The organism is Halobacillus halophilus DSM 2266 (assembly GCF_000284515.1).
Lineage (GTDB): Bacteria > Bacillota > Bacilli > Bacillales > Halobacillaceae > Halobacillus > Halobacillus halophilus.
Map to the genome: position 1 here is coordinate 3,773,052 of NC_017668.1, position 23,387 is coordinate 3,796,438.

Below are 23,387 nucleotides of genomic sequence, written 5' to 3' on the forward strand. Positions count from 1 at the left end.
CTATGGCAGAGTCGTGATCTGAAAAACTTGCTGGATAGTGTGAAGAAAAGTTCCCGGGGGAAAACGACTATAATTACTATTGTAACTAATTAAAAAAAGAAAGGAGCTTATTCAACTCCTCCCTTTCTGCTGTTGGTTTAATTTACCCCCACATTGCTCCAGGCATTCGAAACAGCGTTCGCTGCCTGAGACCCATAAAGGTCTTGAGCTGACTGAATGAGAGCCTGACGCGCGCTTGAGAAATTACTGCTTGGCGTCAAATAAACGGTTAAAGCCCGGTAATAAATATCTTCCGCTTTGGATATTCCTATGCTGTTAATCGTATAATAAGCTGCTTTATTTGGGATCCCACTATTAATATGAACTCCGCCCCAGTCTCCGGATTCTGTATTAGGAAGGTTACGGTATTCATCCATATGGTCCGGCTGATTGTACGCATTTGGATTGGAAAGAGAACGCAGGGCATCCCCTGAGGTTCCTGGAGTGTACACATCCTCTCCCATTAACCAATCTTCTGAATCTACAAAGAAACCGAACACATCAGAGAATGATTCATTTAGTGCACCGGACTGATTTTCATATACCAGTTCCGCTGTTGTATCGGTTACAGCATGAGTTAATTCGTGAGCTACAATATCATCAGCGCCAGACAAATAGGTAAACGTCGAACCATCACCATCGCCGTAAATCATTTGATTTCCAGTCCAAGCCGCATTATTGTAATTTGATCCATAATGAACGGTGGAACGAATATCAGCTCCTTGATTGTCGTAGCTGACCCTTCCAAATGTATCATAGTAGTAATCAAAAACTTCTCCTGCATAATAATGAGCATCTACCGCTGCTTTTTGCCTTTCACTGTAAAATGTATTACCAGAATCCGTAACATAATAACCAGGCAGGCTGCTATATTGCCCTCCGTAATTATCGAACGTTTCAATAACCCCATTCATAGGTTTTGTTGTATCAAATAAGTAGTAAGTGTTATTGTAAACGTAAGTGTTCAGCGTTTTAGAATCACCTAGCACTCCCGTACCTGTACCAGAAGCTTCATGAACAACATTCGCCGCTTTTAACACTTCTCCATTTTCTGCATTAATATAAATCTGCCAATTCGCAGGGTATGGCTGAGAAAATTGGAGCTCCACGTGATAAGCTAACGTGTACTCCCCATCTTGGTGGTGCACGACAAGATTAGAGTTTTCCGTTAGTGTTTCAAAATCCTTACCAAGTTTGCTTTTTTGAACTTTATCAGCTTCTTTCCTCGTAACATCAATATGGTTCCATGCTAGATTAATAGATTCTTTATGATTCAACTCCTTCAACTGCTTCACTTTTTCTGGAGCATCCTCATGTAATTCGCCATTGACTGCCGTAACGGTCCCGTTCGAATTTGTATGTACCATAACTTTTGCATTAGCTATCGGGACATTTCCAACGGTTCTTTGATAAGTATAGTGAGTCATGCCGACATCATCTTTTTCCTTTTTAACTAAATGTAAATCTTTATTTGGGTTAAAATTAAACTCCTGACGCTTCTGTTTAAAAAATTCTTTTACGGCTTTATCGCTCTTAACCTTAGATCCTTTCAGGTTCTCTGTTATAAATTCCGAAGAAGCCCCTTTGTTTTTAATACCTGAACTATCCTCGGCATTAGCTAATGTCCCGCCAGACACTAAGCTTGTCCCTAGTACAAATGCAGCTGTTACTGTTTTCCAACTCATCGAATCCCTCCCATATTTGTAATACAATCCCAATGTATCACAATATTCAGACGAATATCCTGTGAAAGTCAGGGGTCAAAATCCCCCTTAAAGCCTCTTTTTTTTTACGACTTGGGAAACCCGTGATTATTGTTGAAAATTCCTAATCGAACATGTATTCTAAATATAGATTTGAAAGAGGCACACTCTTCCAAATCAACAGTTGATCAACTAGGTGTGTGGCCAATGGAATATGGTAAAGTACTTCGATTTCATCGAGTCAAGCAGGGGTTAACTCAAAACCAGCTGGCAGATGGAATTATCTCACCGGCGTATCTTTCCAAAATTGAGAATGATCAAACCGTTCCCGCGTTTGAAGTATTAGAATTACTTTACGAGCGGCTCGGTCTTGATTTCCTTGAGACTTCATACAACCATCCATCAAAGGAAAAATTGAAGGAATGGTATGAAGCCATCATCACTGGAAATTTTGAAGAAGCTCAAAATTTAAAATTAGAGTTACTTCAAATAAGGGATACGCAGGATAATCATCATTTGTATATCTTCTTTGAGTTATTTTTTATCCGTCACCTTCTTTTAAACAATGAAGTGAAGAAGGCTTATGAAGTATGGGATCATATAAAACAACATAGGGATACTTTTGATGAAGAGATGGAGTTCTATTATCATTTAAGTTCAGGGGTACTAAATTATTATGTGGGAAACTATGAGGATGCTTTTCAAGAATTAATGGAAGCTAAGAATTATAGTCCCTCTTTGAGCATTGGAGATTTAGAAGTTAGCGATCTTTATTATCATTTAGCTCTTAGTTCCAGTCAAGCGCATCATGTTTCAGCAACAGTTTTTTACGCTGACCAGGCATTGGAAATATATAAGAGCAATTATGATTTAGCTAAAAGTGCAGATTGCCATATTATTTTAGGCATAAGTTATAGTAGGTTAAAAAACTATGCGAAATCCCTTGAAAATTACCATTTAGCTCGTAAAATAGCTACGCAGACTAAGGATAATCAACAACTAAAATTAGTTTATATTAATCTTGCAGTACTTGAATCAAGAATAGAAAACCATGAAGCTGCTATTCTTCATTATCAAAAGAGTTTAAACTATGCAGAAGAAAATGATTCTACTTTTGATCTATATGAGTTTTTAAACATAATTCATGGACTTATAATAGAATCTTATCGCTTAGAAGATACTAAAGAATGTCTAGAGTGGATAGAAAAAGGAAAGAAAAAGCTTGAAGAATATCCTTCAGAAGCACATGGGCATCATTTTGAAGTTTATTATAAACTCCTAAACGAGAGCTCAGATATTATTGATTACCTCGAAGAAATAGTAATACCTTTCTTTAAAGAGAATAAGGAACAAGTTTACATTATTCGTTACGCGAAGTTTCTAGCAGATTTGTTGGAACAACAGCGGATGTATAAAAAATCTTCAAAATATTTAAGGTTAGCAATTCAATTGTTAAATAAACATTCTCATTTAGGAGGGATCATGTTATGAAGAAATTAATTGCATTCATAGCTGTAGTAGGTTTAGCTGTTTCCATAGTTGCACCATTGAATCATGATAGTGCAGTGGAAACACATCCTAGACCCAATTCTTTTGAATATGTTTCATAAATTAATTTAATTTTTTAGTAATTTGTTTATTATGTGTAATTAGCACCTCCCCTAATCCTATACCTATACAATTTTTCGCCTCTGCCCCTTGTGGCAGAGGTATTTTTTTAATATCTACGGAAAAGAGGTTCTAATGTGAAAATCATCGGGATCGACCTGTCTGGACCCTCCAACCATAAAGATACAGCTGCTGTGGTTTGCCGTGAAGAACAAAATCAATTATACATAGAGGACCTTCAAACGGGATTATCGGATCAAGCCATCATCTCAATTATTTCTAAGCAAGCAAAAGAGAATAATAAAATTTATGTCGGAATAGATGCTCCTTTATCCTACCAGGATGGCGGAGGTGATAGAGAAGCTGACCGCGAGTTAAGAAGTTACGCGAAGCACCTCGGAGTTAAATCAGGCTCTATTATGCCCCCAACCCTCACGAGGATGATTTACTTAACTGCAAGAGGTATTCACCTTGCCCATATGATTAAAAATTCATTATCTGATAAGGTTGAAATCGTCGAGGTTCATCCCGGTATAGCTCTTGCTTCCAGGTTACCTATTGAAGACAGATCCCAGGCAGTTCTTTATAAAAAAGATGAACAAAGCAGGAAATTTGTTCATAAGTGGTTATCAGAAGTGTATTTTCAATTGGTTGACCATGTTGAGGAGTCCTCTACTCACCAATTGGATGCATGCCTGGCTGCTCTCGCCTGCTGGCATTGGTCCAGTGAAATTAAATCACCGGCTTGGCACATGCCGGAGCAGCTTCCCCACCACCCCTTCCCATTTTCCTGTTAAAAAAAAGCAGCACATTATGTGCTGCTTTTCTACTCTTCAAAATATCTTTGGAATGTGTAAAGAGGGGTTTGGCCTTCAAGAGCCTTGAATATCATACGATTATTCTTTTGATTAATCGTCACCGCATCGATGTCTTTATATTCTTTGTTTTTCGTTTGTTGTTCGATACTCGACTTTACTTCATTCATTAACCCTAACGTCTGACGGCTGCTCGTTTTTGTATAAACGATTTCCTGTGATGCTTCTAACATCTGTTCAGCTATCGATTCCTCAATACCAAGTGTTTGAAACAGCTGGTTCATAGATCCTTTTATTACATTATCAATATTTTCGAACTGAGGGCTTTCCAATCCAAACAACGTGAGATTTAACGCTGTGCTATTATTCATTAAGATTAAGCATTTGCGCCCATTCACCTTGATAATATTAGCTTGCCATTGGTAGATCTGAGGTATCTGTTCATACTCTTCTGTGATTTCAATTGTCTTATCTATTTGACTTTGTAACTTTTTCGTAGCTCCGATAACAAACAAACCGATTCTCCTCATCTCATTAATATACGTTAATTGTAACAGTTTCTGCTGCTATTCCCTACTGGGATCCCCTGTGTATTTAATAACTATTTCTTCCATAGATTTTCTTTTTCTCTACTGAGTCAGCAATATATCTCCTTAAAATACCCCTGCATTTATCGTCTTTATTATAATAGACAAAAAAGAAGAACCGCTAAACGGCTCTTCCTTTTTAAGATTTAGATCTTCTGGCAAAATCAACAAATTGAAATTTATCAGGTCTGTGCCTGGATTCAGTAAACTGAAATAATGTAGCATCAGCAAGATACACGTGGCTTCGGATTACCACCACCTGTTCATGCCCCTGTAGATCTAAATAGTTACGATCTTCCTCAGTTACTGGTTCTACAACAATTTCTTTCTTAGCAAAACTTATGGTAAGCTCCAGTTCATTTTCAATGTACTCATAGATAGAGTCCTCAGCAATTTCACTGGTCAAGCCTGGAACGATATCTTCTCGAATATAGTCCTTATCAAGAATGATTTTTTCACCATTGATCTCTCTTGCCCGGATAATCTTCCAAAGTTTATGATCTTGTGAACAGTTTAACTGCTCTCCGATTAACCCATCCGCCTGCCTTAAGGTGAGATTATGGACAAATGTTCGAAAATCCTTACCCAATTGATTAGATAACTCTTTAAAACTCGTAAGACCTGAGACAGGGAACTCAAACTTGCCATGATCCAATACGACGGATCCTTTTCCCCTTACCTTTTGAATATAGCCATTTTGAGCAAGAAGATTTAAAGCTTTCCGAATGGTTTCTCTTGAAGTGCTAAAACGACTTGATAGTTCGTGTTCAGAGGGAAGCGTATCTCCTGGATGGATGCTGCCTCTTTGGATCTCTTCAACAAGATCATTATAAATGACTAAATATTTATTTTTCATTTTCATCACCATTCGTATTTTATCATACTTGGGTAATGTGATAGACCACTGATTCGTAAGGACGAAGTTTTACGTTCTCCAAGTTCTGACTGACATCATTATAGTTACTGATCATAACCTCTTTTTTTCCTTTAAGTTGTAAGTTTTCAGGTAAGCTGAAGGAAGTTTCAGAACCATAAAAATTATTGATCACTAAAAGACTTTCTCCATTCCATTGACGTAGATATGCAAATATCTGTTCATCTTCCGGAGTCAAGAGTTCATAGTCTCCGAATGTAAGGATATCATTTTCTTTTCGAAGCTGAATCAGTTTCTGATAGTAATGGAAAATAGAGTTCTCTGTGCTCCTGGCTTTTTCAGCATTTATGGATTTGTAATTATCGGCCACGGCAATCCATGGGTTACCAGAGGTGAAACCGGCGTTCGGTTCATCATTCCATTGCACGGGTGTACGAGAATTATCCCTTGATTTTTGTTTCAAGATCTCAAGAATCTTCTCTTCGCTGACACCTTTTTCACGGAACTCTTTATACATATTTATAGATTCAACATCGCGGTACTTTTCAATGGATTCAAACCCTGGGTTTGTCATCCCGAATTCTTCTCCCTGATAAATATAAGGGGTTCCCTGCATCATATGAATAGTGGTTGCAAGCATTTTAGCCGATTCTTCCGGATAATTGACTTCATCTCCAAAACGAGACAATACCCTTGGCTGATCATGGTTGCACCAGAATAAGGCATTCCATCCGTTTCCTTTATTCATTTCTCTCTGCCACTTAGATAGAATCTGTTTCAGCTCATGAAAATCGAAGTCAGCAACGGTCCATTTTTCACCATTTGGATAGTCTACTTTTAAATGGTGGAAATTAAATGTCATACTCAGTTCGTTACGATTAGGTGCTGTGTACTGAATACAGTGTTCAACTGTTGTAGAGGACATTTCACCTACTGTCATTAAATCATAAGGAGTGAAAACTTCCCTGTTCATTTCCTGCATGTACTCATGGACACGCGGACCATCTGTATAGTATTTACGACCATCTCCTGGCGCCACACTTCCGTCGTCATTTGGGAATTTCTGATCTTTGGAAATGAGATTAATGACATCAAGTCGGAATCCATCAATCCCTTTCTCAGCCCAAAAACGCATCATTTGATACAATTCATCTCTTACTTGTTCATTCTCCCAATTTAAATCTGCTTGGGTGACATCAAATAAATGTAAATAATACTGTCCGGTCTTTTCATCATATTCCCATGCGTTGCCGCCAAATTTCGATTGCCAGTTCGTAGGCGCTTCCCCCTCTACTGGATCACGCCAAATGTAATAATCACGGTAAGGGTTATCGACTGATTTTTGAGATTCCTGAAACCACTGGTGGAAAGTGGATGTGTGGTTGACCACAAGATCCATAATAAGTTTCATTCCACGCTTGTGCGTCTCTGCAAGCAGTTGTTCAAAGTCCTGCATGGTTCCATATTCATCGTGAATGTCGTAATAGTCACTAATGTCATACCCATTATCATTTTGTGGCGATTTATACATTGGCGTCAGCCACAGCACATCCACCCCTAGTTCATTTAAATAATCCAGCTTCTCAATGATGCCTTGGATATCTCCGACCCCATTGCCAGTTGTATCATTAAAGCTTTTTGGATAGATTTGGTACACAACAGCTTTTTTCCACCATGGTTGTTCAATCACAGTAACGCCTCCTTACACATCTTTTTTACGTTTCGCGTATAAATACGTACCTACAAGCGGCAGTACGATAACGATAATCATCCCGATAATAAAGTCAAACCAATAATCCGATACGATGGAAAAGATACCCGGAACACCGCCGACTCCAATGGAGTTTGCGAGTACGCCCTGAGCTGAAATATACAATCCAGCGATCGCTGATGAAGAAATAGCGATAATAAACGGATATTTGAATCGTAAGTTAACACCAAACAACGCAGGCTCCGTAATACCTAGCCATGCGGAAACACCAGAAGATAATCCAAGACCTCTCAGCTTCTCATCTCTTGAGGCAAGCATAATCGCAAATGCAGCAGAACCCTGAGCAATGTTGGAAAGAGCTAGCATTGGCCATAAGAACGTTGTATTTGTACTGCCAATCAATTGAATATCCACAGCTAAGAACGTATGGTGCATACCCGTAATAACAAGGACGCCATAAAGGGCACCGTAAATAAGTCCTCCAAGAGCAGCAAAATTATCAAAAATAGATACAAGTCCGTCTGTAATGGCATTACCGATCGCAAATGTAACCGGTCCGATGAATAAGAAGGTTAAGAAACCTGTTACAAGCAAAGCAACTGGGCCGACTACTAGTAATTGAATGCTATCTGGTACACGCTTTCTCATGAAAACTTCGATCTTAGTTAATACATAGGAAGCAACCAGCACTGGTAATACCTGTCCCTGGTAACCAATTTTCTCAATTTCCCATCCGAAGAGATTCCATGTAGGAACCGTTCCTTCTTTTACGGCTTCCCCGTAAGCCCAAGCATTCAGTAATTCCGGATGAACAAGAATAAGACCCATGACTATACCTAAAATTGGACTACCACCGAATTTTTTAACAGCAGACCAGCCAATCAGCCCGGGTAAAAACGTAAAGGCCGTATTCGCTATAATGATAATCATGTTGGCAATATCTGACCACTGTGGATAAACGTCAATAACAGATTGCTCGTCCCAGAATATGCCTGGAGCTGTAAGTATATTGTTTATACCGAGCAGCAAACCAGCTGTAACAATAGCTGGAAGAATCGGAATAAAGATATCGGCTAACGTTTTAATTGCTCTTTGAAGTGGATTCATCTTTTGGGAGGAAGCTTCTTTCACTTCTTCTTTAGATGATTCCCCAATTCCCGCTAAAGCCACAAATTCTTTATAGACTTTATCTACGGTACCTTGCCCTATGACGATTTGAAATTGACCGTTAGTAGAAAAAGATCCTTTCACGGCATCAATATTGTTTAATTTTTCCTGATCGACAATACCTTCATCGTGAAGGGCTAATCGAAGTCGGGTGACACAATGAGTAGCAGCTGATAAGTTCTCTTTTCCACCTATTGCTTCCAAAATCTGCTCGGCTTGCTCTTTGTGATTCATTTTCATTCCTCCCGAGTGTGGGTTATTTTTTCTTGACGCTCAACAATGTTACTTGAGCCACTGCAGCTTGAGTTTCACTCGCAGCCCGAACCACGTAATCATCACTGTTTGTAACAATGACAGGTGTGATTGTAATTTATCTTCTTCCTTCCATACTGACATTTTCCAAACCAATTTGAATAAGGGTGTCTGCTTCTTTTTGCGCTTTAATCCCTACCGAATACATGGTATGGAAAATTTGTACCACCTCTCCTTTCACTGGGTTAAGAAACATTCCATCAGCTGATTCGATGGCAATGCCTTCTCTCCTCATCTTTTGGGATAACACAGGAGTCGGCACTTCTCTCAGAGCTACAACCTTGCCACTCTTAGATGCCGCTAAGTTAACCTCCTCTTTTTTATTTCCAAAAAGCTTCATGAACGTGAGTCTTCCTCCAAATCACAAACTTGTATATACATCAATTACTTATGATTATAATTTGTATATACAAGTTTTGCAACCGTTAACAAAACATTCATAGTAGTCATCTATCACTCTTTCATCTTTCCAAAACCTGGTGACGTAACCTTTTTTAATAGGATATTACTAATTCTTAATGTATAGAGTAAATTTCCTTTTTATATAGCAGAAATTCGTGGTATATATTTAGAGTGTCGAAATATTTATTTTTTTGGAAGAAGTGAGCCATCACAAAGGTAATTTCAAAAATCCCGCCGGACCATGTTTGAACAAATGAATCTGAAAAATTACCTAATTGATCAATATATAAAGACAAAAAGGGCAAAACCATTGTGATACTTCCAGCAATAAAAAAATTGGCAAACCACATAATCCATAAATTTTTTTGTTTGATGTTTTGTCCCAAGGATAGAGAGAAGCGTCCGTTATTCTCACTCGGCTGAGCTGGTGGGGAAATGGCGAGACTCCCATGAGAGAAGGAATCAGGTGAGATCCCGCAGGGAGTGAAACGAGCGAGGAAGCTCACCTTTCCCCCATAGGAAAGTGTTCAAATGTGGAATCACCACGAAAGACACGAACAGCATAAGCCGAGCATCAAAAGGAGGGTGATCTTTCCGTCCGTTGATGCTCGGCTTATGTCTCGAGTGTCTGGGTGATGGAACAAGACGAGTTATTTCCCCGCCATTCCCTTCCTCATAGCGTAACGGACCCAAAGTATCTCGAAACCGAATCTTCAACAATCCGGCCCTATAGCTCAATAAACTACTTTCGAAAAAATCAGCAGCCCCTTTTAACAGGGCTATATTTAATGTGGAAAGCATTTCTGTCTGTTAATATATGTGTATAGACATATTAGGAGGGATTGGATGAAACAAGCCTTGCTCGTTATTGATTATACGAATGACTTTGTAGCTCATGAAGGGGCGTTAACCTGCGGGGAACCTGGGCAGAAGATTGAAGGAAGCCTCACTAAATTGTGTGAAGAATTCTTATCCAATGATGATTTTACGGTACTCGCGGTGGATCTTCACGAAGATAATGATCCATACCATCCAGAAACAAAGCTTTTCCCACCTCATAATATTCGCGGTACTGAAGGCAGACGATTATACGGAGAGCTCCATCATTTGTATGAAAGAAGTCAGTTCAAACCCAGCCTCTACTATATGGATAAAACCAGGTATAGTGCTTTCGCAGGAACAGATCTTGATATAAAACTGCGTGAAAGAGGAATTACAGATGTACATTTATCAGGGGTCTGTACCGACATCTGTGTTCTCCACACAGCTGTTGATGCTTACAACCTTGGCTATAATCTTACAATTCATAAAGATGCTGTAGCCAGTTTTAATCAACCTGGTCACGAATGGGCTCTTGGACATTTTGAATCCGTATTAGGAGCCACTATTAGATAAACCTAAGACCGTCTTAGAAGTTCAAGGCGGTCTTTTTATTTTTATATTTTCAAACCGGCTTCTCTATGTTTCCTATTAAAGGATGTTATGGTATAGTATTTCGAGTGTCTAAATATTTTACGAGAAAGGAAGGGACAAAGAATGAATGAGAACCCCCTCCCTTCAAATAAACACTTCCGTACGGTGCTCATTTTGAGTGCTTCTATCCTGATAGTCGTTATGAATACCACTATGTTTAATATCGCATTACCCAATATCCTTAGAGACTTCTCTTTACAACCTTCAGAAGGGGCCTGGATTGTATCCGGATATTCAATTGTCCTTGCGATTTTTACGATTACATTCACTCGTCTTTCTGATTACCTTCCCATACGAAAGCTTCTGACCATCGGCATTTTAATCTTCGGTTTATCCTCCATTCTTGGCTTCTTTGCTGACTCCTATCTCTGGCTGTTAATTGCGAGACTTTTCCAGGCCTCTGGCGCAGCAGCTATCCCCGGGTTATCGATGGTGTTCGCCGGAAGATATATTCCGATGTCGCGCCGTGGAAGTGCTTATGCTTTAATTGCTTCCGCTACTTCATTAGGGTTTGGTCTTGGTCCTGTCGCGGGAGGTTTTATTACAGATTATTTAAACTGGAATTTTTTATTTATCGTCACTATTTTAGTCGTTTTCGTCATCCCTGTTCTCTATAAATATATGCCGTTAGAAACTTCTACGAAAACTAGTTTTGATGTGTTGGGGGCTTTGCTTTCTGGAATCAGCGCCACCTTGTTTCTAATATATATATCTACCTTTAACAGTCTGTATCTTTTGGGCGGTTTGCTTTCTGCTGCCCTGCTCTGGTGGAGGATCAACAGAGCATCCACGCCTTTTATACAGCCTGCGTTAGTCATGAATAGACATTACCGCCGCATTGTTTTTATGAGTTATATCGGATTCACCCTCCATTTCGCTGTGTTATTCTTAATGCCTATCATGCTTGAACAAGTATATGATCGGGGAGCAGCTGCTATTGGGCTGATTATCTTTCCAGGAGCGATGCTTTCTGCGGTGGCCGCTATTTATGTTGGCCGGCTCATTGATGCATACGGAAACATTAAAGTACTCTTCCTGGCGCACGGGCTTTTACTAATCTCCGCTCTTGTCTTTTTCTTGCTAGCAAGAATGAGCCCTTATATGATTATGCTGGCTTATATGTTTACTAGTTTTGGCTTTTCAAGTTTATCTTCCAGTTCCACAAACGAGGTGTCCCGAATATTACCAAGTGAGCAAATTGGTGCAGGGATAGGATTAAAGCAGCAGGTCCATTTTATAGGCAGCGCAACTGGATCCGTGCTGGCTGGTATTTTGCTTGAGCTGAATCGTCAGCCTTATACTGCTCAGGATTTCAGCCTCCCGTTTGGTATTCTAATCGTGCTCATGCTTGCTTCAAACGTTGTCCTGATGGTCTATTCTGTTAGAATTAAGAAGTTTACACCCGTTCAAGAAATTGACATTTGAAATTTAAGATCGAATCGAATATGATTGAGTATGGACATTTATGCTAATAACTGATATATATAGATCCAATATAGGAGGAATCACTTATGAGCTCAAAAGATTATCGAGTTCTGCTGTATTATAAGTATGTCGACCTTCCTGATTATGAAGAATACTGTCAAAACCACCTGAAGTTCTGTAAAGACCTTGGTCTTAAAGGACGAATTATTGTAGCTCCAGAAGGAATAAACGGAACCGTTTCCGGCACTGTGGAGCAAGTTGAGCAATATATGGACTACGTCCGCTCAGATGAACGTTTTGCAGATATCCAGTTTAAGATGGATGAACATGAGGGCCATGCCTTTAAGAAGATGCATTGCCGTGTGAAACCAGAACTTGTAAACTGGAGCATTGAAAATGATGATATTGATCCGAAAGAATTCGGTGGAAAACACGTAAAACCAAAAGAATTCTATGAGCTTCTTCAAGAAGATGACACGGTGGTTATTGATGGTCGTAATGAATATGAATACCGTATCGGTCATTTCCGTAACGCGATCCGTCCAGAAGTGAACCACTCTCGCGAGTTTCCAGAATGGATTGCTGAAAACGCAGATCAGTGGAAAGATAAGCGAGTGATCACCTACTGCACAGGTGGAATTCGCTGTGAAAAGCTGACTGGAATATTGAAGAAGAATGGTGTAGAGGATGTCTATCAACTAGAAGGTGGAATTAATACGTACAGCAAGGATCCTGAAGTAAAGGGTCAGCTTTTTGATGGTAAAATGTACGTGTTTGACGAACGTATCTCTGTACCTATTAATCAGATAGAGGAAAAAGTTGTCGCAGAGTGTGAACACTGCGGTAAACAAGAAGACCGCATGATCAATTGCAGTAACCCTGTGTGTAATAGACAATACGTTTGTTGCGAGGACTGTGAAGAAAAGCATCACGCGGCATGTACAGTAGAATGTAAAGAGCACCCGGAAAATCGCTGGGATGCTGAGCAAAAAAAACAAATTGATAAGTATGACAGGGTTTCTAAATAACTTGAAATCTTCGTAAAAAAACTCGCCTTGACTCAAACTCAGGCGAGTTTTTTAGTTTGTTTCTTTTCATCAAACACATAATCGGCAGTAACTAGAAGGAAGGTAAAAAACCATTCTGACCACAACACCATTGTCACTTGAGAGACAAGTTCATCTACTGTGTAAATCGTCAGCCAGGTAAATAATAAATCAATAAAAATACGCCAAATCAAAAATACAGAAGGAGAAGGTTTACTATATAAGCTGATCATTTTAACGATTTTGGCTGCCGCTTCAAAGAGCAATCCCAGAATAAAAATAAGCACTCCAAACAAGATCAGTGACGAGACAGATTCATACGAAACTCCCATCAGTTGAAATAGACCGACCATGCCAAAGAAAAATACGCCAAATATTATGGTTATTCCAAGCAGAAGCAGGAAGCCAACACTTATAAATACCTCGGACTTATCTTTTCTAAAAGAATGACGAAATCTATGTTTTTTCATTCTTCTCCTCCCTCATAGTCCCCATTATATCCTTTAACTTCCACCTCAGGTCATCCATAAATTGGATGACCTGAGGTGGAAAAGTTTACCTAACCTTTAGTAGTGGCTTTCTATATGAATATAGCCTTCTATATCGTTAAGGCTTCCATTTTTCAAATAAACTCCTGAGTTTTCTGCAATTCCATATCCTTTGGCTACATCAGTCTTCTGCACAGCCGCTTTCAGATTCACTTCCTCTTCCCATTCAAGATAATGAGCTGAAATCACTACATCAGAGAGAATACCTAAACCTTTTTCGAAGAGCTGGACTTCTTGATCGTTATCGTTAGGAGAAATAACACATTCTTCTGGGGAGATCAGTGCTCCCGCTGAGAATCCTGCTAAAGGTTTCCCCTCTTCAAACAAATTTCTTACTACTTCCCCAACCGACGTTTCTACAATAAATCTCCTGTATAAAACAGTGTCTCCTCCCCCTATGATAACTGCATCTGACTCTTTGAGAGCGGCTAAATCCTCTGAAGAATATTCGTTTCTTAAAGGCAGATAATAAATTTCAGAATCGGAGAGACTTAAACAATCGGTGTAAAGGGGAAGGTAGTCTTCAGACCCCTCCCGCTCGATATAAAGGACAGCAATTTTGCTGCCCTCTGCTAACCTTTTAAATTTTTCTCCCAGGTTCGGTGTAAAGGGCGGCCCTGAACCAAATAAGAATAAATGAGTAGAGATTTTCAACTTTCTCCCCCCTCTTTAAACATCTAATACTTAAATGTTTGTAAAGGATTATATGATCCTAATTCTTTGTTCGGTGAGCAGCATGATAAGCAGAACCAATTCCTCGATCAAACGACAAGGCATAGACGATGGCGCTTGTTACAAATGACTTCGCTTTCCGAACGGCTTCTTCTACTGTTTTTCCTTTTGCAAGTTCTGCTGCAATGGCGGCGGAATAGGTACAGCCTGCTCCACTTGTATGAACGGTCTTTACACGCTCTGATTCAAGCTCTACCATACTTGTCCCGTCAAACAAAATATCAACAGCAGGATAGTCTTTTAAAGCACCGCCTTTAACAAGGACATAATCCGGCCCAAGACTTTGCAGATCACGCGCCAATGCCTTCATATCCTCAGGGCTTTCCGGCACAGGGGCATCTAATATCCGGGCTGCCTCCTGCAAGTTCGGGGTGATAATGGTAGCCATTGGCAGCAGTTCCTTCACCAGCGTATCAATAGCTTCATCTTTTAACAGTTGCGACCCCATTTTACCTACCATGACAGGATCAACGACTATATTTCTGACTTCAGAGTAACGAATCAGTTCAGCCGAACGCTTAATAATATCTTCGGTAAACAACATCCCTGTTTTAAGAGCGTCTACCCCTACATGTTCAAGAGACGCATACACCTGCGCTTCAATCGCTTCTAAAGACTGGGTAAAAATCCCTTGATTAGTTGTTTTATTATTAGCCACTATGGCTGTAATGGCGCTCATTCCATACACATCAAACTCTTCAAATGTCTTTAGGTCAGCCTGGATTCCCGCACTTCCTTGTGACGCAGAACCTGCAATGGACAATACTCTTGGTATACTCATACTTAATTATCCCCTCTCGTAATCTTATTTAAATTGTAACAAATACTTTTTTCCAGAATCTATTCATACCTTATTTTTTTACTGTAAAATTAATAACGTGAGGAGGGATGAACCTATGCAAACCTTTACCCAGAATGTCCTGAAGATTATTAAGCTGATACCTGAAGGAAAGGTGATGACCTACGGGCAGATAGCGCGGCTAGCCGGCAACCCTCGTGCAGCAAGACAAGTATCCAGGCTCCTTCACTCCATGAGCCAAAAACACGAACTGCCGTGGCACAGGGTAATTAATGCCCAAGGAAAAATTGCCATTCAAAATGAGGAAGGTGCAGAGAATCAGCGAATGGCACTCGAAGATGAAGGTATACTCGTTATTCAATGGAGAATCAACTTGCAGGAATTCCAAGCAAGTGACTCCGAACTCCCTATTGATTCTAATATTCTGGAAGATCAATTATAATAAATGGTACATATGCAGTTGGAGGTTTTCTATGTTTGAAATCAAGCCCTACCCCGAATTGTCCTGGTCCCTTTCGCGTCACAAGACAATGCTGACGTGTGTTCGTAAATATGCTTATGATTACTATTTTTCACATAATGGCTGGCTGAAAGATGCTGACTCTCTTGCACGACAAACCTATCGTTTGAAGAAGATTACCAATCTGGAGATGCATTTTGGGAGTGTCGTTCACGACCTGATCTATCAAACCATTCAGCAAGTTCTTAAAAATCAGCACATCCCAGATGAACAAGCCCTCACCGAGGAAATAAGGAGGCATTTAAATCGCGGTTTTATTGAATCCACTCGGAAAGAGCATTTATGGATGAACCGCCCCAAACACTTCACGATGCTTCACGAGATCTATTATAGCCAATCCAATAAGCTTCCCGAGGCTAAAGTTAAGAAGATAACGAACCGTCTTCAGGCTACGGTTAAGAATTTTTACTCCAGCCGTTCTTTTCAAGACGTTTTAAATAAAAAGCACATGCGTTTTATCGAGTCAGAGGATTTCCGTTTTATGAAAGCCACTGGAGTTAAGATATTCATTGTGATGGATCTTGTCTATAAAGACTTACAAAAAGATCAATGGATCATTGTGGACTGGAAAACCGGTAAAGCTTCCGATGAAGATCGAAACCAGCTCGCTCTTTACGCCTTGTATCTCAAAGAGAAATATGACATCTCGTCCATCGAGGATATCGTTATCCGTAATGAATACTTACTGGAAGGGACCCATATTGAATACCAACTAAAAGAACAGGATTTAATCAATGTCCAGCATCTATATCAAATCAGTATGGAGCAAATGAAAGCTTATCTGGAAGATTCCTCTAAAAACAAGCCTCTTCCGATCGAGAATTTCCCCATGCAGGAGGACCCCCGGGTCTGCGCTCGTTGTAACTATCAAGAGCTATGCTTTCCATAATTCACCCTCCTTTTGACCTGTTCTTATGTTTTAAGCTCCGAAAAAAAGGCTACATAAGGAGTGGACAACATATCTATCGGAAGGAGTCGTTTTAGCATGCAAGTACTAGTAGCAGGAGCAAACGGACATACAGGCCGTTTACTTATTCAATATTTAAAAGAAGATGGTCATGAGCCATTTGGTTTGGTACGTAAGGAAGAACAGAAGGCAAAGATTGAAGAACTTGGAGGAACTCCAGTATTAGCGGATCTAACTAAGGATGTGGGTCACGCGATTAAAGGTAAAGATGCTGTTATCTTCGCAGCAGGTTCCGGAGCAAGTACAGGAGCCGATCAAACTGAAGCGGTTGACCGCGACGGTGCTATTAACTTGATCAAACACACAGAGAACTTAGGCATTAAGAAATTCATTATGCTGAGCTCCATGGCTGCCGGAGATCCTGAGCGCGGCCCGGAAGAATTGAAGCATTATTTACAAATGAAGGGCGAAGCGGACGATTACTTGAAGTCCACAGAGCTTGACTTTACAATTGTTCGTCCAGGCGGACTAACGCATGAAGAAGGAACCAGCAAAATTAAAGTAGGCGAGACGGTCGAACAAGGTGCCATTCCTCGCGCAGATGTGGCCAAAACCATGATTGCCGCTCTCCAAGAGCAAAGCGTTTTCCATAAAACGTTTGAAATGATCTCAGGCGACACTCAAATTGAAGAAGCTCTACGCTCCCTATAATTAGATTATAAAAGCCATCTCCGCCTGGAGGTGGCTTTTTTGTTTTCTTTTATTTTGGAAAGAACCGAGAAAAAATAGAGAAAAACACGAAGGAGCAGCATGATTTGATATAATATACATACTTATGCGCTTTAAAGGAGTTGTGCACAGTGAAAGGTTCATTAATTAAACAACATCGTAAGTTCAATAATATGACCCTGGAAGATCTGGCGACCGGGATATGTTCGGTCTCTTACCTGAGTAAAATTGAACATAATACTATAAATGCCAGTGAAGAAATATACAGACTCCTTGGAGAACGTTTAAATATAAAGTTGAACGATATTAATCAGGATTTTGATGAAAAGATTTACCAGGATCTTCTGGAGTGGCATGAAGCCATTCAATTAAGAGATCTATCTTTAATGAATGATTATTATGAAAAATGCACCATATCTTATAATAAAAATCAAAATATTGAACTTTTAAATTTATATAAAGTAATATGGGCTCGTCATAACATGAAAGTAACTGAAGGAGATTTATCTGAAGAAGTAATTAAAGAGTTAGACGATATTTATATGTCTTCATCAAAGGAATTTAAATTTTTTTATCATAAAGTATTAGGAATCCAATGCCTACTAATGCAGAAATTAAAAGAAGCTTTAAACCATTTCCTTGAATCCAATCGATTAATGGAACGTCTACCTGTAAACGATAGTGAAGTTTATTTTCACTTAGCCCTAACCTATTCCCAAATTAGATCCTCAGTGGAGTCAAATTATTTCGCTCATAAAGCCTTAGATGGATACATGAATACATTTAACTATGCAAGAACAGTGGACACTTATATGATTATAGCTTTAAATTATCGCTATTTAGATATTTATGATCTTGCTGAAGAATATTTTTTAAAGCTATTAAAGATATCTAAATACCATTTGCAGCCTATCGATAAAAGAAGAATTCATCACAACTTAGGATATGTTTATGCTAATCAAGAACGCTTTGAAGAATCTCTTCATCATTTGGAACAGGCTAACCAGATTGAAACAATAGAGTATTTTTTTGAGGTTAGTACAATTTACCTCCTGGCTTCCACCTATTACTATTATGGTAAAATGGACGAATGTTGGCATTACATGCGTAAAGGTGAAGAAAAAACAAAAAAATATGAGCTACCCTTCTTTCAAAATAAATTTTTCATTTTAAGACATACAATAGAGGGTACTACTTTTAAGGAAGAGTTTACTCATAAACTCGAACATGAAATTATTCCTAATCTAAGAGAAAACAATGAATATGGGGAATACAAAAACAGCTTAGAAATATTGGGTAATATTTTTTACCAAAAACGATTATATAAGAAATCAGCCATGTGCTTTAAAGAAGCCAACAACTTCAGGTTTACGCAAAAAAAAGATTTGTTATAAAAAAGTCAGGAGCAGCTGCTCCTGACTTTTATATACGAACTAAATTCTTTTTCCAATTCCGGAACTCCAGTTCATTAAATTTAGCTTCCATTTTTTCATCATCAATATAGAATAGGGCGTCCTCCAGAGAACAGTTAACATCTGCTTCACAATTAATTCTGGCAAGCTGCCTGGATAAGTGAAGCATTTCTAAATCCTGCTCAATCTTGGTACGCTGCCCCTTTGTCAGTTTATCTAAGTTTTCAAGAATCCCTTCAATAGTCTGGTGCTCCATTAGAAGTTTGAGAGCCGTCTTTTCACCGATGCCTTTAACTCCAGGATAGTTATCACTGCTGTCTCCCATTAAAGCTTTTAAATCTACCATTTGAGAGGGTGTGATCCCTTTTTCCTCGTAAAAGGAGTCTTGATGGTATTCAGCATAATTACCGTACCCTTTCTTCAATAGAACCACGTGAACATTAGGCTGCAATAATTGAAGCAGGTCCTGGTCACCTGTAAGCAGAAACACTTGAGAGTGCTCACTATAAAGGCGGCTTAATGTTCCCATACAATCATCTGCCTCATAACCAACCTGCCCCACATTTGGTATATTAAGAGATTCGACCACCTCTTTAGCCAGATCAAACTGTGGAATTAATTCCTCTGGCGGGGCCCCGCGGTTAGCTTTATAATCCGGAAATAAATCATTGCGGAATGTCTGACTTCCCATATCCCAGCAGCACACAACATGCGTAGGCTGATAGGTTTCTATAGCTGTAAAAAGGTGCTTGACCATGCCATAAACGGCATTGGTTGGTGTCCCCTTACTATTAATCATATAATAATTGCTCATGGCTGTAGCATAGAAAGCACGGAATAACAAAGCCATCCCGTCCACAACCATAATTCGATTCGTTGTTGTCATTCACCTGTTCCCCTTTATTGATAAGTTGATTCTATTATAACAAAAAGGAGCAAGCAGGCACCAAAACGTTTATATCCCTCTATTCTTCTAATAATTGACAAAATTCTGATAACATGCTAGTTTCAAGATAAGTGTCTACTCTTTACATAAAGTTTTTTGTAAGCGTTTACACTTTATTATGCACTGAGGAGGAATAAGAATGGTCTATGCATTTCCGAATACGGAAGGATCGATTGTCCAATACAAAGAGCGTTACGATAACTTCATTGGTGGTAAATGGACGCCCCCAGTAAACGGGGAATACTTTGAAAACGTGACACCTGTCACAGGTCAGAATTTCTGTCAGGTAGCCCGTTCTACAGAAGAAGATGTGGAATTGGCTGTTGAAGCTGCCCATCAGGCAAAAGACGCCTGGGGAAAAACCTCCGTGACCGAACGATCGCTGATCCTTAACAGGATCGCAGACAGGATGGAAGAGAACTTAGAAAAATTGGCAGTAGCTGAAACTTGGGAAAATGGAAAAGCGGTACGGGAAACTTTAAATGCAGATATCCCTTTAGCTGTGGATCATTTTCGCTATTTCGCATCTGTTATTCGTGCTCAGGAAGGGTCAATTGGCGAAATTGATCAAGATACCATTGCTTATCATTTCCATGAGCCCTTGGGAGTCGTAGGTCAGATTATTCCGTGGAACTTCCCAATTTTAATGGCAACATGGAAGGTTGCACCGGCTCTTGCAGCAGGAAATGCGATTGTACTAAAACCAGCCGAACAGACTCCGGCATCGATTTTGTACTTAATCGAATTGATTGAAGACCTCCTTCCTGCCGGTGTATTAAACATAGTAAATGGATTCGGGCTTGAAGCAGGTAAGCCTCTTGCTCAGAATCCACGCATTAATAAAGTAGCTTTTACTGGTGAAACCACAACCGGACGAATGATCATGCAGTATGCTTCCCAGAACATCATCCCTGTCACGTTAGAACTTGGAGGGAAATCACCAAATATTTTCTTTGAGGATGTGATGCGTGAAGATGATGACTTTTTAGATAAAACGATTGAAGGCATGGTCATGTTCGCGTTAAACCAGGGTGAGGTCTGTACATGTCCATCAAGAGCTCTTATACAGGAATCGATATATGACCAGTTTATGGACCGTGCTATTGAACGTGTGAAAGCCATCAAAACAGGTAATCCACTGGATCCTGAAGTTATGATGGGAGCTCAGGCTTCCTCTGAACAGCTGGATAAGATCTTATCTTACCTGCAAATTGGCAAAGAGGAAGGTGCAGAATGCCTTGTAGGCGGCGAAAGGAACCAGCTGGACGGCGATTTTAAAGATGGTTATTATGTGAAGCCTACCATGTTTAAAGGAACCAACGACATGCGTGTCTTTCAGGAAGAGATCTTTGGACCTGTTCTTTCTGTTACCACCTTTAAAGACAAAGAAGAAGCCATGTCCATTGCAAACGATACACTGTATGGTCTGGGAGCCGGAATATGGACGCGGGATATGAATACGGCCTATCGTTTCGGACGGGGAATTGAAGCCGGTAGAGTCTGGACCAATTGTTATCATACTTACCCTGCCCATGCAGCCTTTGGCGGATACAAAATGTCTGGTGTTGGGCGTGAGAACCATAAAATGATGTTAAGCCACTATCAACAGACCAAAAACATGCTCGTCAGCTACAGTCCTCAGAAACTAGGATTCTATTAACCTTAAGTGAGGAGGTGACAATAGATGATCGAACGTGTGACTGCCACTGATGCCGCCCTCGAACTGATTGACAAGCTGAAAGATAAGCATGGACCTTTGATGTTTCATCAGTCCGGAGGGTGTTGTGACGGAAGTTCGCCAATGTGTTATCCAGATGGTGACTTAATGATAGGCAAGCAGGATCTTCTATTAGGTGAAATTGGTTCTTCCCCCTTTTATATAAACAAAAAGCAGTATGAATACTGGAAGCATACTCAATTGATTATTGATGTAGTAGATGGGCGCGGAGGAATGTTTTCTTTAGAAGGCGTAGAAGGAAAAAGATTCTTATCAAGGTCACGTGCTTTTACAAAAGAAGAAGCAGCAGAACTTCAAAGCATAGAACGATAAGGAACAGCCCTCTTTATTGCATGAAGAGGGCTGTTTTATGTTGTTATTTTTCGAAGAAACTGCAGGAGAATATGGTTATAAATAACTGGTTGATCTTTATGAACAGAGTGGCCGGCAAAAGGAAGTACCGCTTTATGAATATAAGGACAAGCTCCGTAAATGGAAACGCCAGATGCTTCATACTGAACGGACTCCCCCGCTATGAAAAGCACAGGTACCCTCAGGTCAGCTAAACCTTCGGATAAATAAAACGGATACCAGTCCGGGTTTCTAGCCAGGTAAATAAATTCTCTCCAGTTTGTATTATGAAGGAGGTTGTAATAATCTATCTGAGTCTTATCTCGAAGCAGACGCCTTTGTTTCTCGGTCTCTTTTCTATGCAGCTGGTTCCAACGGGCAGGTTTTTTGGGATAAATACCCGAAACCGTTAAACTCTTTACTCTCTGAGGGTGATTTCGGGCCAATAAAATCCCGGCAAATGCTCCTAAATCACTGCCGATAATGTGAGCTTCCTTCACTTGTAACTGTTCCATCGTTTCAGCAAGATCCTGAGCTGTATTCTCAAAGAAATGGTTAAATTCATCACTGAAAGAATTGCCGTGTCCCCTTAAGTCAGGAAGGATCACCTGAAACTGATCACACAACTGGTCACATTGGTATTCAAAATCTGTAATCCCTGTTTCCAGCCTGCTATGAAGAAATATTATTGGCTCCCCTGTCCCTTTAATAGTGGTGTGAAGAATCATCGAATCCCCCTCTATTCGACCTTTTAAATAATTTAATGGTTTCTGTAACCTCACAGCCGTTCCGTTGAAGTACGGAAAGCATAGGATGGTTGTTTATACTTGTAGCTCCTACACTATATAACGCTCCAAATTCTTCTTTCAACATATACAATCCCTGTCTATAAAGAATCGAGCCTTTCCCTTGACCTCGAGCTTCCGGAACCAGCCCAAAATAAAACATCCGACCTTCATCTTCTGTCCCGGGCTCAATGTGAGGCATTACCACACCAATGGCTTCCTTGTTTTCATAAGCCACATTGCACGTATCTATGTAAGAAGAACCCAATTCCTTTCTTACGCTTCCTATTTGTTCGTCCATACTTAAATATGACGAAGCGTTTAAAGATCCTTCCATAGATCTTTTCCATAAGTCCTTAAAGTGTTCCACAGGAATATCTCTCAGCGATTTCATAGTAAAAACCAACGATTCCTTCACCACTTTGCTGAGGTCAAATCGGACAAAGGTTTTCTCATCATGAATTTGGAATTGGCAGGAATTTAGATACTTCTCGACTTCTGTTGATCGATCGCTGTTCACTAGAATCGTTAGGTTGTCCACCTGCTGAATATCTTTATCTGTAACTAAGAGATCCGTTAACTGACAAAGTTCCTGGTCTGTTAAGTGACCCGTTTCTTCTATGGTTATAAAATTATCTCCTATTACAAATTTGACTTTTTCATATAGATTTTGCTTCTGCTCCATAAATCCTCCTAAGATTTTACTTCTACACTGTTCCCCTATCATCCTACCTTATCTGAGCCAGGTATGGGAATAACAATCACATTATTTTCATTTT

The 23,387-nt window shown here is 39.8% G+C and carries 24 protein-coding genes and 1 pseudogene; 12 read left to right on the forward strand and 13 right to left on the reverse strand.

Going from position 1 to position 23,387, the window contains the following annotated elements; genetic code table 11:
- Nucleotides 1–137 precede the first annotated feature (137 nt).
- On the reverse strand, nt 138–1,724 hold the full coding sequence (locus tag HBHAL_RS18525; RefSeq protein WP_014645051.1) for a M4 family metallopeptidase: 1,587 nt from the start codon (nt 1,722–1,724) through the stop codon (nt 138–140).
- Between the two features lie 225 nt (nt 1,725–1,949).
- Here HBHAL_RS18525 and HBHAL_RS18530 point away from each other — a divergent pair, with 225 nt between their 5' ends.
- From HBHAL_RS18530 to HBHAL_RS18535, 3 genes are all read left to right on the forward strand, one after another.
- Nucleotides 1,950–3,233: a helix-turn-helix transcriptional regulator gene (locus HBHAL_RS18530; protein ID WP_145956073.1), complete on the forward strand. Its 1,284-nt coding sequence runs from the start codon at nt 1,950–1,952 to the stop codon at nt 3,231–3,233.
- A complete protein-coding gene (locus HBHAL_RS22005) occupies nt 3,230–3,352 on the forward strand; it encodes a hypothetical protein (protein ID WP_014645053.1) in 123 nt (40 codons plus the stop codon). The genes HBHAL_RS18530 and HBHAL_RS22005 overlap by 4 nt, the downstream gene beginning before the upstream one ends.
- Nucleotides 3,353–3,487: 135 nt before the next feature.
- On the forward strand, nt 3,488–4,147 hold the full coding sequence (locus tag HBHAL_RS18535) for a DUF429 domain-containing protein (RefSeq protein WP_014645054.1): 660 nt from the start codon (nt 3,488–3,490) through the stop codon (nt 4,145–4,147).
- Nucleotides 4,148–4,176: 29 nt separating this feature from the next.
- Here HBHAL_RS18535 and HBHAL_RS18540 read toward each other — a convergent pair whose 3' ends face one another.
- The 6 genes and pseudogenes from HBHAL_RS18540 to HBHAL_RS21890 form a co-directional block, all read right to left on the reverse strand.
- Nucleotides 4,177–4,680 carry a DUF6933 domain-containing protein gene (locus tag HBHAL_RS18540; protein ID WP_014645055.1) on the reverse strand — a complete coding sequence of 168 codons (504 nt, stop codon included), beginning with the start codon at nt 4,678–4,680 and terminating at the stop codon, nt 4,177–4,179.
- Nucleotides 4,681–4,891: 211 nt separating this feature from the next.
- Nucleotides 4,892–5,608, reverse strand: a complete 717-nt coding sequence (treR, locus tag HBHAL_RS18545) for a trehalose operon repressor (RefSeq protein WP_014645056.1) — start codon at nt 5,606–5,608, stop codon at nt 4,892–4,894.
- 22 nt (nt 5,609–5,630) lie between these two features.
- Entirely contained in the window at nt 5,631–7,313 is a 1,683-nt protein-coding gene (gene treC, locus HBHAL_RS18550) for an alpha,alpha-phosphotrehalase (RefSeq protein WP_041601772.1), read from the reverse strand.
- Between the two features lie 15 nt (nt 7,314–7,328).
- Nucleotides 7,329–8,738, reverse strand: coding sequence for a PTS system trehalose-specific EIIBC component (gene treP, locus HBHAL_RS18555; protein ID WP_014645058.1), 1,410 nt, complete (start codon nt 8,736–8,738; stop codon nt 7,329–7,331).
- A gap of 136 nt (nt 8,739–8,874) precedes the next feature.
- Nucleotides 8,875–9,156 carry a PTS glucose transporter subunit IIA gene (locus HBHAL_RS18560; RefSeq protein WP_014645059.1) on the reverse strand — a complete coding sequence of 94 codons (282 nt, stop codon included), beginning with the start codon at nt 9,154–9,156 and terminating at the stop codon, nt 8,875–8,877.
- A 256-nt stretch (nt 9,157–9,412) separates the two neighbouring features.
- Nucleotides 9,413–9,568, reverse strand: a pseudogene (locus tag HBHAL_RS21890) (MFS transporter); the annotation flags it as partial.
- A gap of 496 nt (nt 9,569–10,064) precedes the next feature.
- On the opposite strand from HBHAL_RS21890, the gene HBHAL_RS18570 reads away from it, so the two are divergent.
- From HBHAL_RS18570 to trhO, 3 genes are all read left to right on the forward strand, one after another.
- Complete coding sequence (locus tag HBHAL_RS18570; protein ID WP_014645061.1) at nt 10,065–10,613, forward strand: cysteine hydrolase family protein; 549 nt, start codon at nt 10,065–10,067, stop codon at nt 10,611–10,613.
- Nucleotides 10,614–10,754: 141 nt separating this feature from the next.
- Nucleotides 10,755–12,116 carry an MFS transporter gene (locus HBHAL_RS18575; protein ID WP_014645062.1) on the forward strand — a complete coding sequence of 454 codons (1,362 nt, stop codon included), beginning with the start codon at nt 10,755–10,757 and terminating at the stop codon, nt 12,114–12,116.
- Nucleotides 12,117–12,202: 86 nt separating this feature from the next.
- The gene (trhO, locus tag HBHAL_RS18580) at nt 12,203–13,144 is read left to right on the forward strand and encodes an oxygen-dependent tRNA uridine(34) hydroxylase TrhO (protein WP_014645063.1); all 942 of its coding nucleotides are present in this window, start codon (nt 12,203–12,205) and stop codon (nt 13,142–13,144) included.
- Between the two features lie 38 nt (nt 13,145–13,182).
- On the opposite strand, the gene HBHAL_RS18585 is transcribed toward trhO, so the two are convergent.
- The 3 genes from HBHAL_RS18585 to thiD form a co-directional block, all read right to left on the reverse strand.
- Nucleotides 13,183–13,632, reverse strand: a complete 450-nt coding sequence (locus HBHAL_RS18585; RefSeq protein WP_014645064.1) for a regulatory YrvL family protein — start codon at nt 13,630–13,632, stop codon at nt 13,183–13,185.
- Nucleotides 13,633–13,728: 96 nt separating this feature from the next.
- Nucleotides 13,729–14,364 (reverse strand): Type 1 glutamine amidotransferase-like domain-containing protein, encoded by a 636-nt coding sequence (locus HBHAL_RS18590; protein WP_014645065.1) that lies wholly within the window; start codon nt 14,362–14,364, stop codon nt 13,729–13,731.
- A gap of 58 nt (nt 14,365–14,422) precedes the next feature.
- Nucleotides 14,423–15,223: a bifunctional hydroxymethylpyrimidine kinase/phosphomethylpyrimidine kinase gene (gene thiD, locus HBHAL_RS18595; RefSeq protein WP_014645066.1), complete on the reverse strand. Its 801-nt coding sequence runs from the start codon at nt 15,221–15,223 to the stop codon at nt 14,423–14,425.
- A gap of 115 nt (nt 15,224–15,338) precedes the next feature.
- Here thiD and HBHAL_RS18600 point away from each other — a divergent pair, with 115 nt between their 5' ends.
- The 4 genes from HBHAL_RS18600 to HBHAL_RS18615 all read left to right on the forward strand — a co-directional run bounded on the left by HBHAL_RS18600 (nt 15,339) and on the right by HBHAL_RS18615 (nt 18,791).
- Nucleotides 15,339–15,683, forward strand: a complete 345-nt coding sequence (locus tag HBHAL_RS18600; protein ID WP_014645067.1) for an MGMT family protein — start codon at nt 15,339–15,341, stop codon at nt 15,681–15,683.
- A gap of 31 nt (nt 15,684–15,714) precedes the next feature.
- Nucleotides 15,715–16,650: a PD-(D/E)XK nuclease family protein gene (locus HBHAL_RS18605; protein WP_014645068.1), complete on the forward strand. Its 936-nt coding sequence runs from the start codon at nt 15,715–15,717 to the stop codon at nt 16,648–16,650.
- Between the two features lie 96 nt (nt 16,651–16,746).
- Nucleotides 16,747–17,379, forward strand: coding sequence for an SDR family oxidoreductase (locus HBHAL_RS18610; RefSeq protein WP_014645069.1), 633 nt, complete (start codon nt 16,747–16,749; stop codon nt 17,377–17,379).
- 149 nt (nt 17,380–17,528) lie between these two features.
- The gene (locus HBHAL_RS18615; RefSeq protein ID WP_014645070.1) at nt 17,529–18,791 is read left to right on the forward strand and encodes a helix-turn-helix transcriptional regulator; all 1,263 of its coding nucleotides are present in this window, start codon (nt 17,529–17,531) and stop codon (nt 18,789–18,791) included.
- Between the two features lie 28 nt (nt 18,792–18,819).
- Here the strand turns inward: HBHAL_RS18615 and HBHAL_RS18620 are convergent, their stop codons facing one another.
- Complete coding sequence (locus HBHAL_RS18620; RefSeq protein ID WP_014645071.1) at nt 18,820–19,695, reverse strand: 5'-3' exonuclease; 876 nt, start codon at nt 19,693–19,695, stop codon at nt 18,820–18,822.
- Between the two features lie 199 nt (nt 19,696–19,894).
- On the opposite strand from HBHAL_RS18620, the gene exaC reads away from it, so the two are divergent.
- On the forward strand, nt 19,895–21,415 hold the full coding sequence (gene exaC / locus HBHAL_RS18625; protein ID WP_014645072.1) for an acetaldehyde dehydrogenase ExaC: 1,521 nt from the start codon (nt 19,895–19,897) through the stop codon (nt 21,413–21,415).
- Nucleotides 21,416–21,439: 24 nt separating this feature from the next.
- Entirely contained in the window at nt 21,440–21,805 is a 366-nt protein-coding gene (locus HBHAL_RS18630; RefSeq protein ID WP_014645073.1) for a DUF779 domain-containing protein, read from the forward strand.
- Between the two features lie 35 nt (nt 21,806–21,840).
- Here HBHAL_RS18630 and HBHAL_RS18635 read toward each other — a convergent pair whose 3' ends face one another.
- Nucleotides 21,841–22,551, reverse strand: a complete 711-nt coding sequence (locus HBHAL_RS18635; RefSeq protein ID WP_014645074.1) for an alpha/beta fold hydrolase — start codon at nt 22,549–22,551, stop codon at nt 21,841–21,843.
- Nucleotides 22,529–23,293: a GNAT family N-acetyltransferase gene (locus tag HBHAL_RS20495; protein ID WP_014645075.1), complete on the reverse strand. Its 765-nt coding sequence runs from the start codon at nt 23,291–23,293 to the stop codon at nt 22,529–22,531. The genes HBHAL_RS18635 and HBHAL_RS20495 overlap by 23 nt, the downstream gene beginning before the upstream one ends.
- Nucleotides 23,294–23,387 lie beyond the last annotated feature (94 nt).

Coding starts and splice junctions, on each gene's coding strand:
- HBHAL_RS18560 (WP_014645059.1), bottom strand. CDS start 9,156: ATGAAGCTTTTTGGAAATAAAAAAGAGGAGGTTAACTTAGCGGCATCT.
- HBHAL_RS18530 (WP_145956073.1), top strand. CDS start 1,950: ATGGAATATGGTAAAGTACTTCGATTTCATCGAGTCAAGCAGGGGTTA.
- HBHAL_RS18600 (WP_014645067.1), top strand. CDS start 15,339: ATGCAAACCTTTACCCAGAATGTCCTGAAGATTATTAAGCTGATACCT.
- HBHAL_RS18525 (WP_014645051.1), bottom strand. CDS start 1,724: ATGAGTTGGAAAACAGTAACAGCTGCATTTGTACTAGGGACAAGCTTA.
- HBHAL_RS18570 (WP_014645061.1), top strand. CDS start 10,065: ATGAAACAAGCCTTGCTCGTTATTGATTATACGAATGACTTTGTAGCT.
- exaC (WP_014645072.1), top strand. CDS start 19,895: ATGGTCTATGCATTTCCGAATACGGAAGGATCGATTGTCCAATACAAA.
- HBHAL_RS18635 (WP_014645074.1), bottom strand. CDS start 22,551: ATGATTCTTCACACCACTATTAAAGGGACAGGGGAGCCAATAATATTT.
- thiD (WP_014645066.1), bottom strand. CDS start 15,223: ATGAGTATACCAAGAGTATTGTCCATTGCAGGTTCTGCGTCACAAGGA.
- treP (WP_014645058.1), bottom strand. CDS start 8,738: ATGAATCACAAAGAGCAAGCCGAGCAGATTTTGGAAGCAATAGGTGGA.
- treR (WP_014645056.1), bottom strand. CDS start 5,608: ATGAAAAATAAATATTTAGTCATTTATAATGATCTTGTTGAAGAGATC.
- HBHAL_RS18630 (WP_014645073.1), top strand. CDS start 21,440: ATGATCGAACGTGTGACTGCCACTGATGCCGCCCTCGAACTGATTGAC.
- trhO (WP_014645063.1), top strand. CDS start 12,203: ATGAGCTCAAAAGATTATCGAGTTCTGCTGTATTATAAGTATGTCGAC.
- HBHAL_RS18585 (WP_014645064.1), bottom strand. CDS start 13,632: ATGAAAAAACATAGATTTCGTCATTCTTTTAGAAAAGATAAGTCCGAG.
- HBHAL_RS22005 (WP_014645053.1), top strand. CDS start 3,230: ATGAAGAAATTAATTGCATTCATAGCTGTAGTAGGTTTAGCTGTTTCC.
- HBHAL_RS18620 (WP_014645071.1), bottom strand. CDS start 19,695: ATGACAACAACGAATCGAATTATGGTTGTGGACGGGATGGCTTTGTTA.
- HBHAL_RS20495 (WP_014645075.1), bottom strand. CDS start 23,293: ATGGAGCAGAAGCAAAATCTATATGAAAAAGTCAAATTTGTAATAGGA.
- HBHAL_RS18605 (WP_014645068.1), top strand. CDS start 15,715: ATGTTTGAAATCAAGCCCTACCCCGAATTGTCCTGGTCCCTTTCGCGT.
- HBHAL_RS18610 (WP_014645069.1), top strand. CDS start 16,747: ATGCAAGTACTAGTAGCAGGAGCAAACGGACATACAGGCCGTTTACTT.
- HBHAL_RS18575 (WP_014645062.1), top strand. CDS start 10,755: ATGAATGAGAACCCCCTCCCTTCAAATAAACACTTCCGTACGGTGCTC.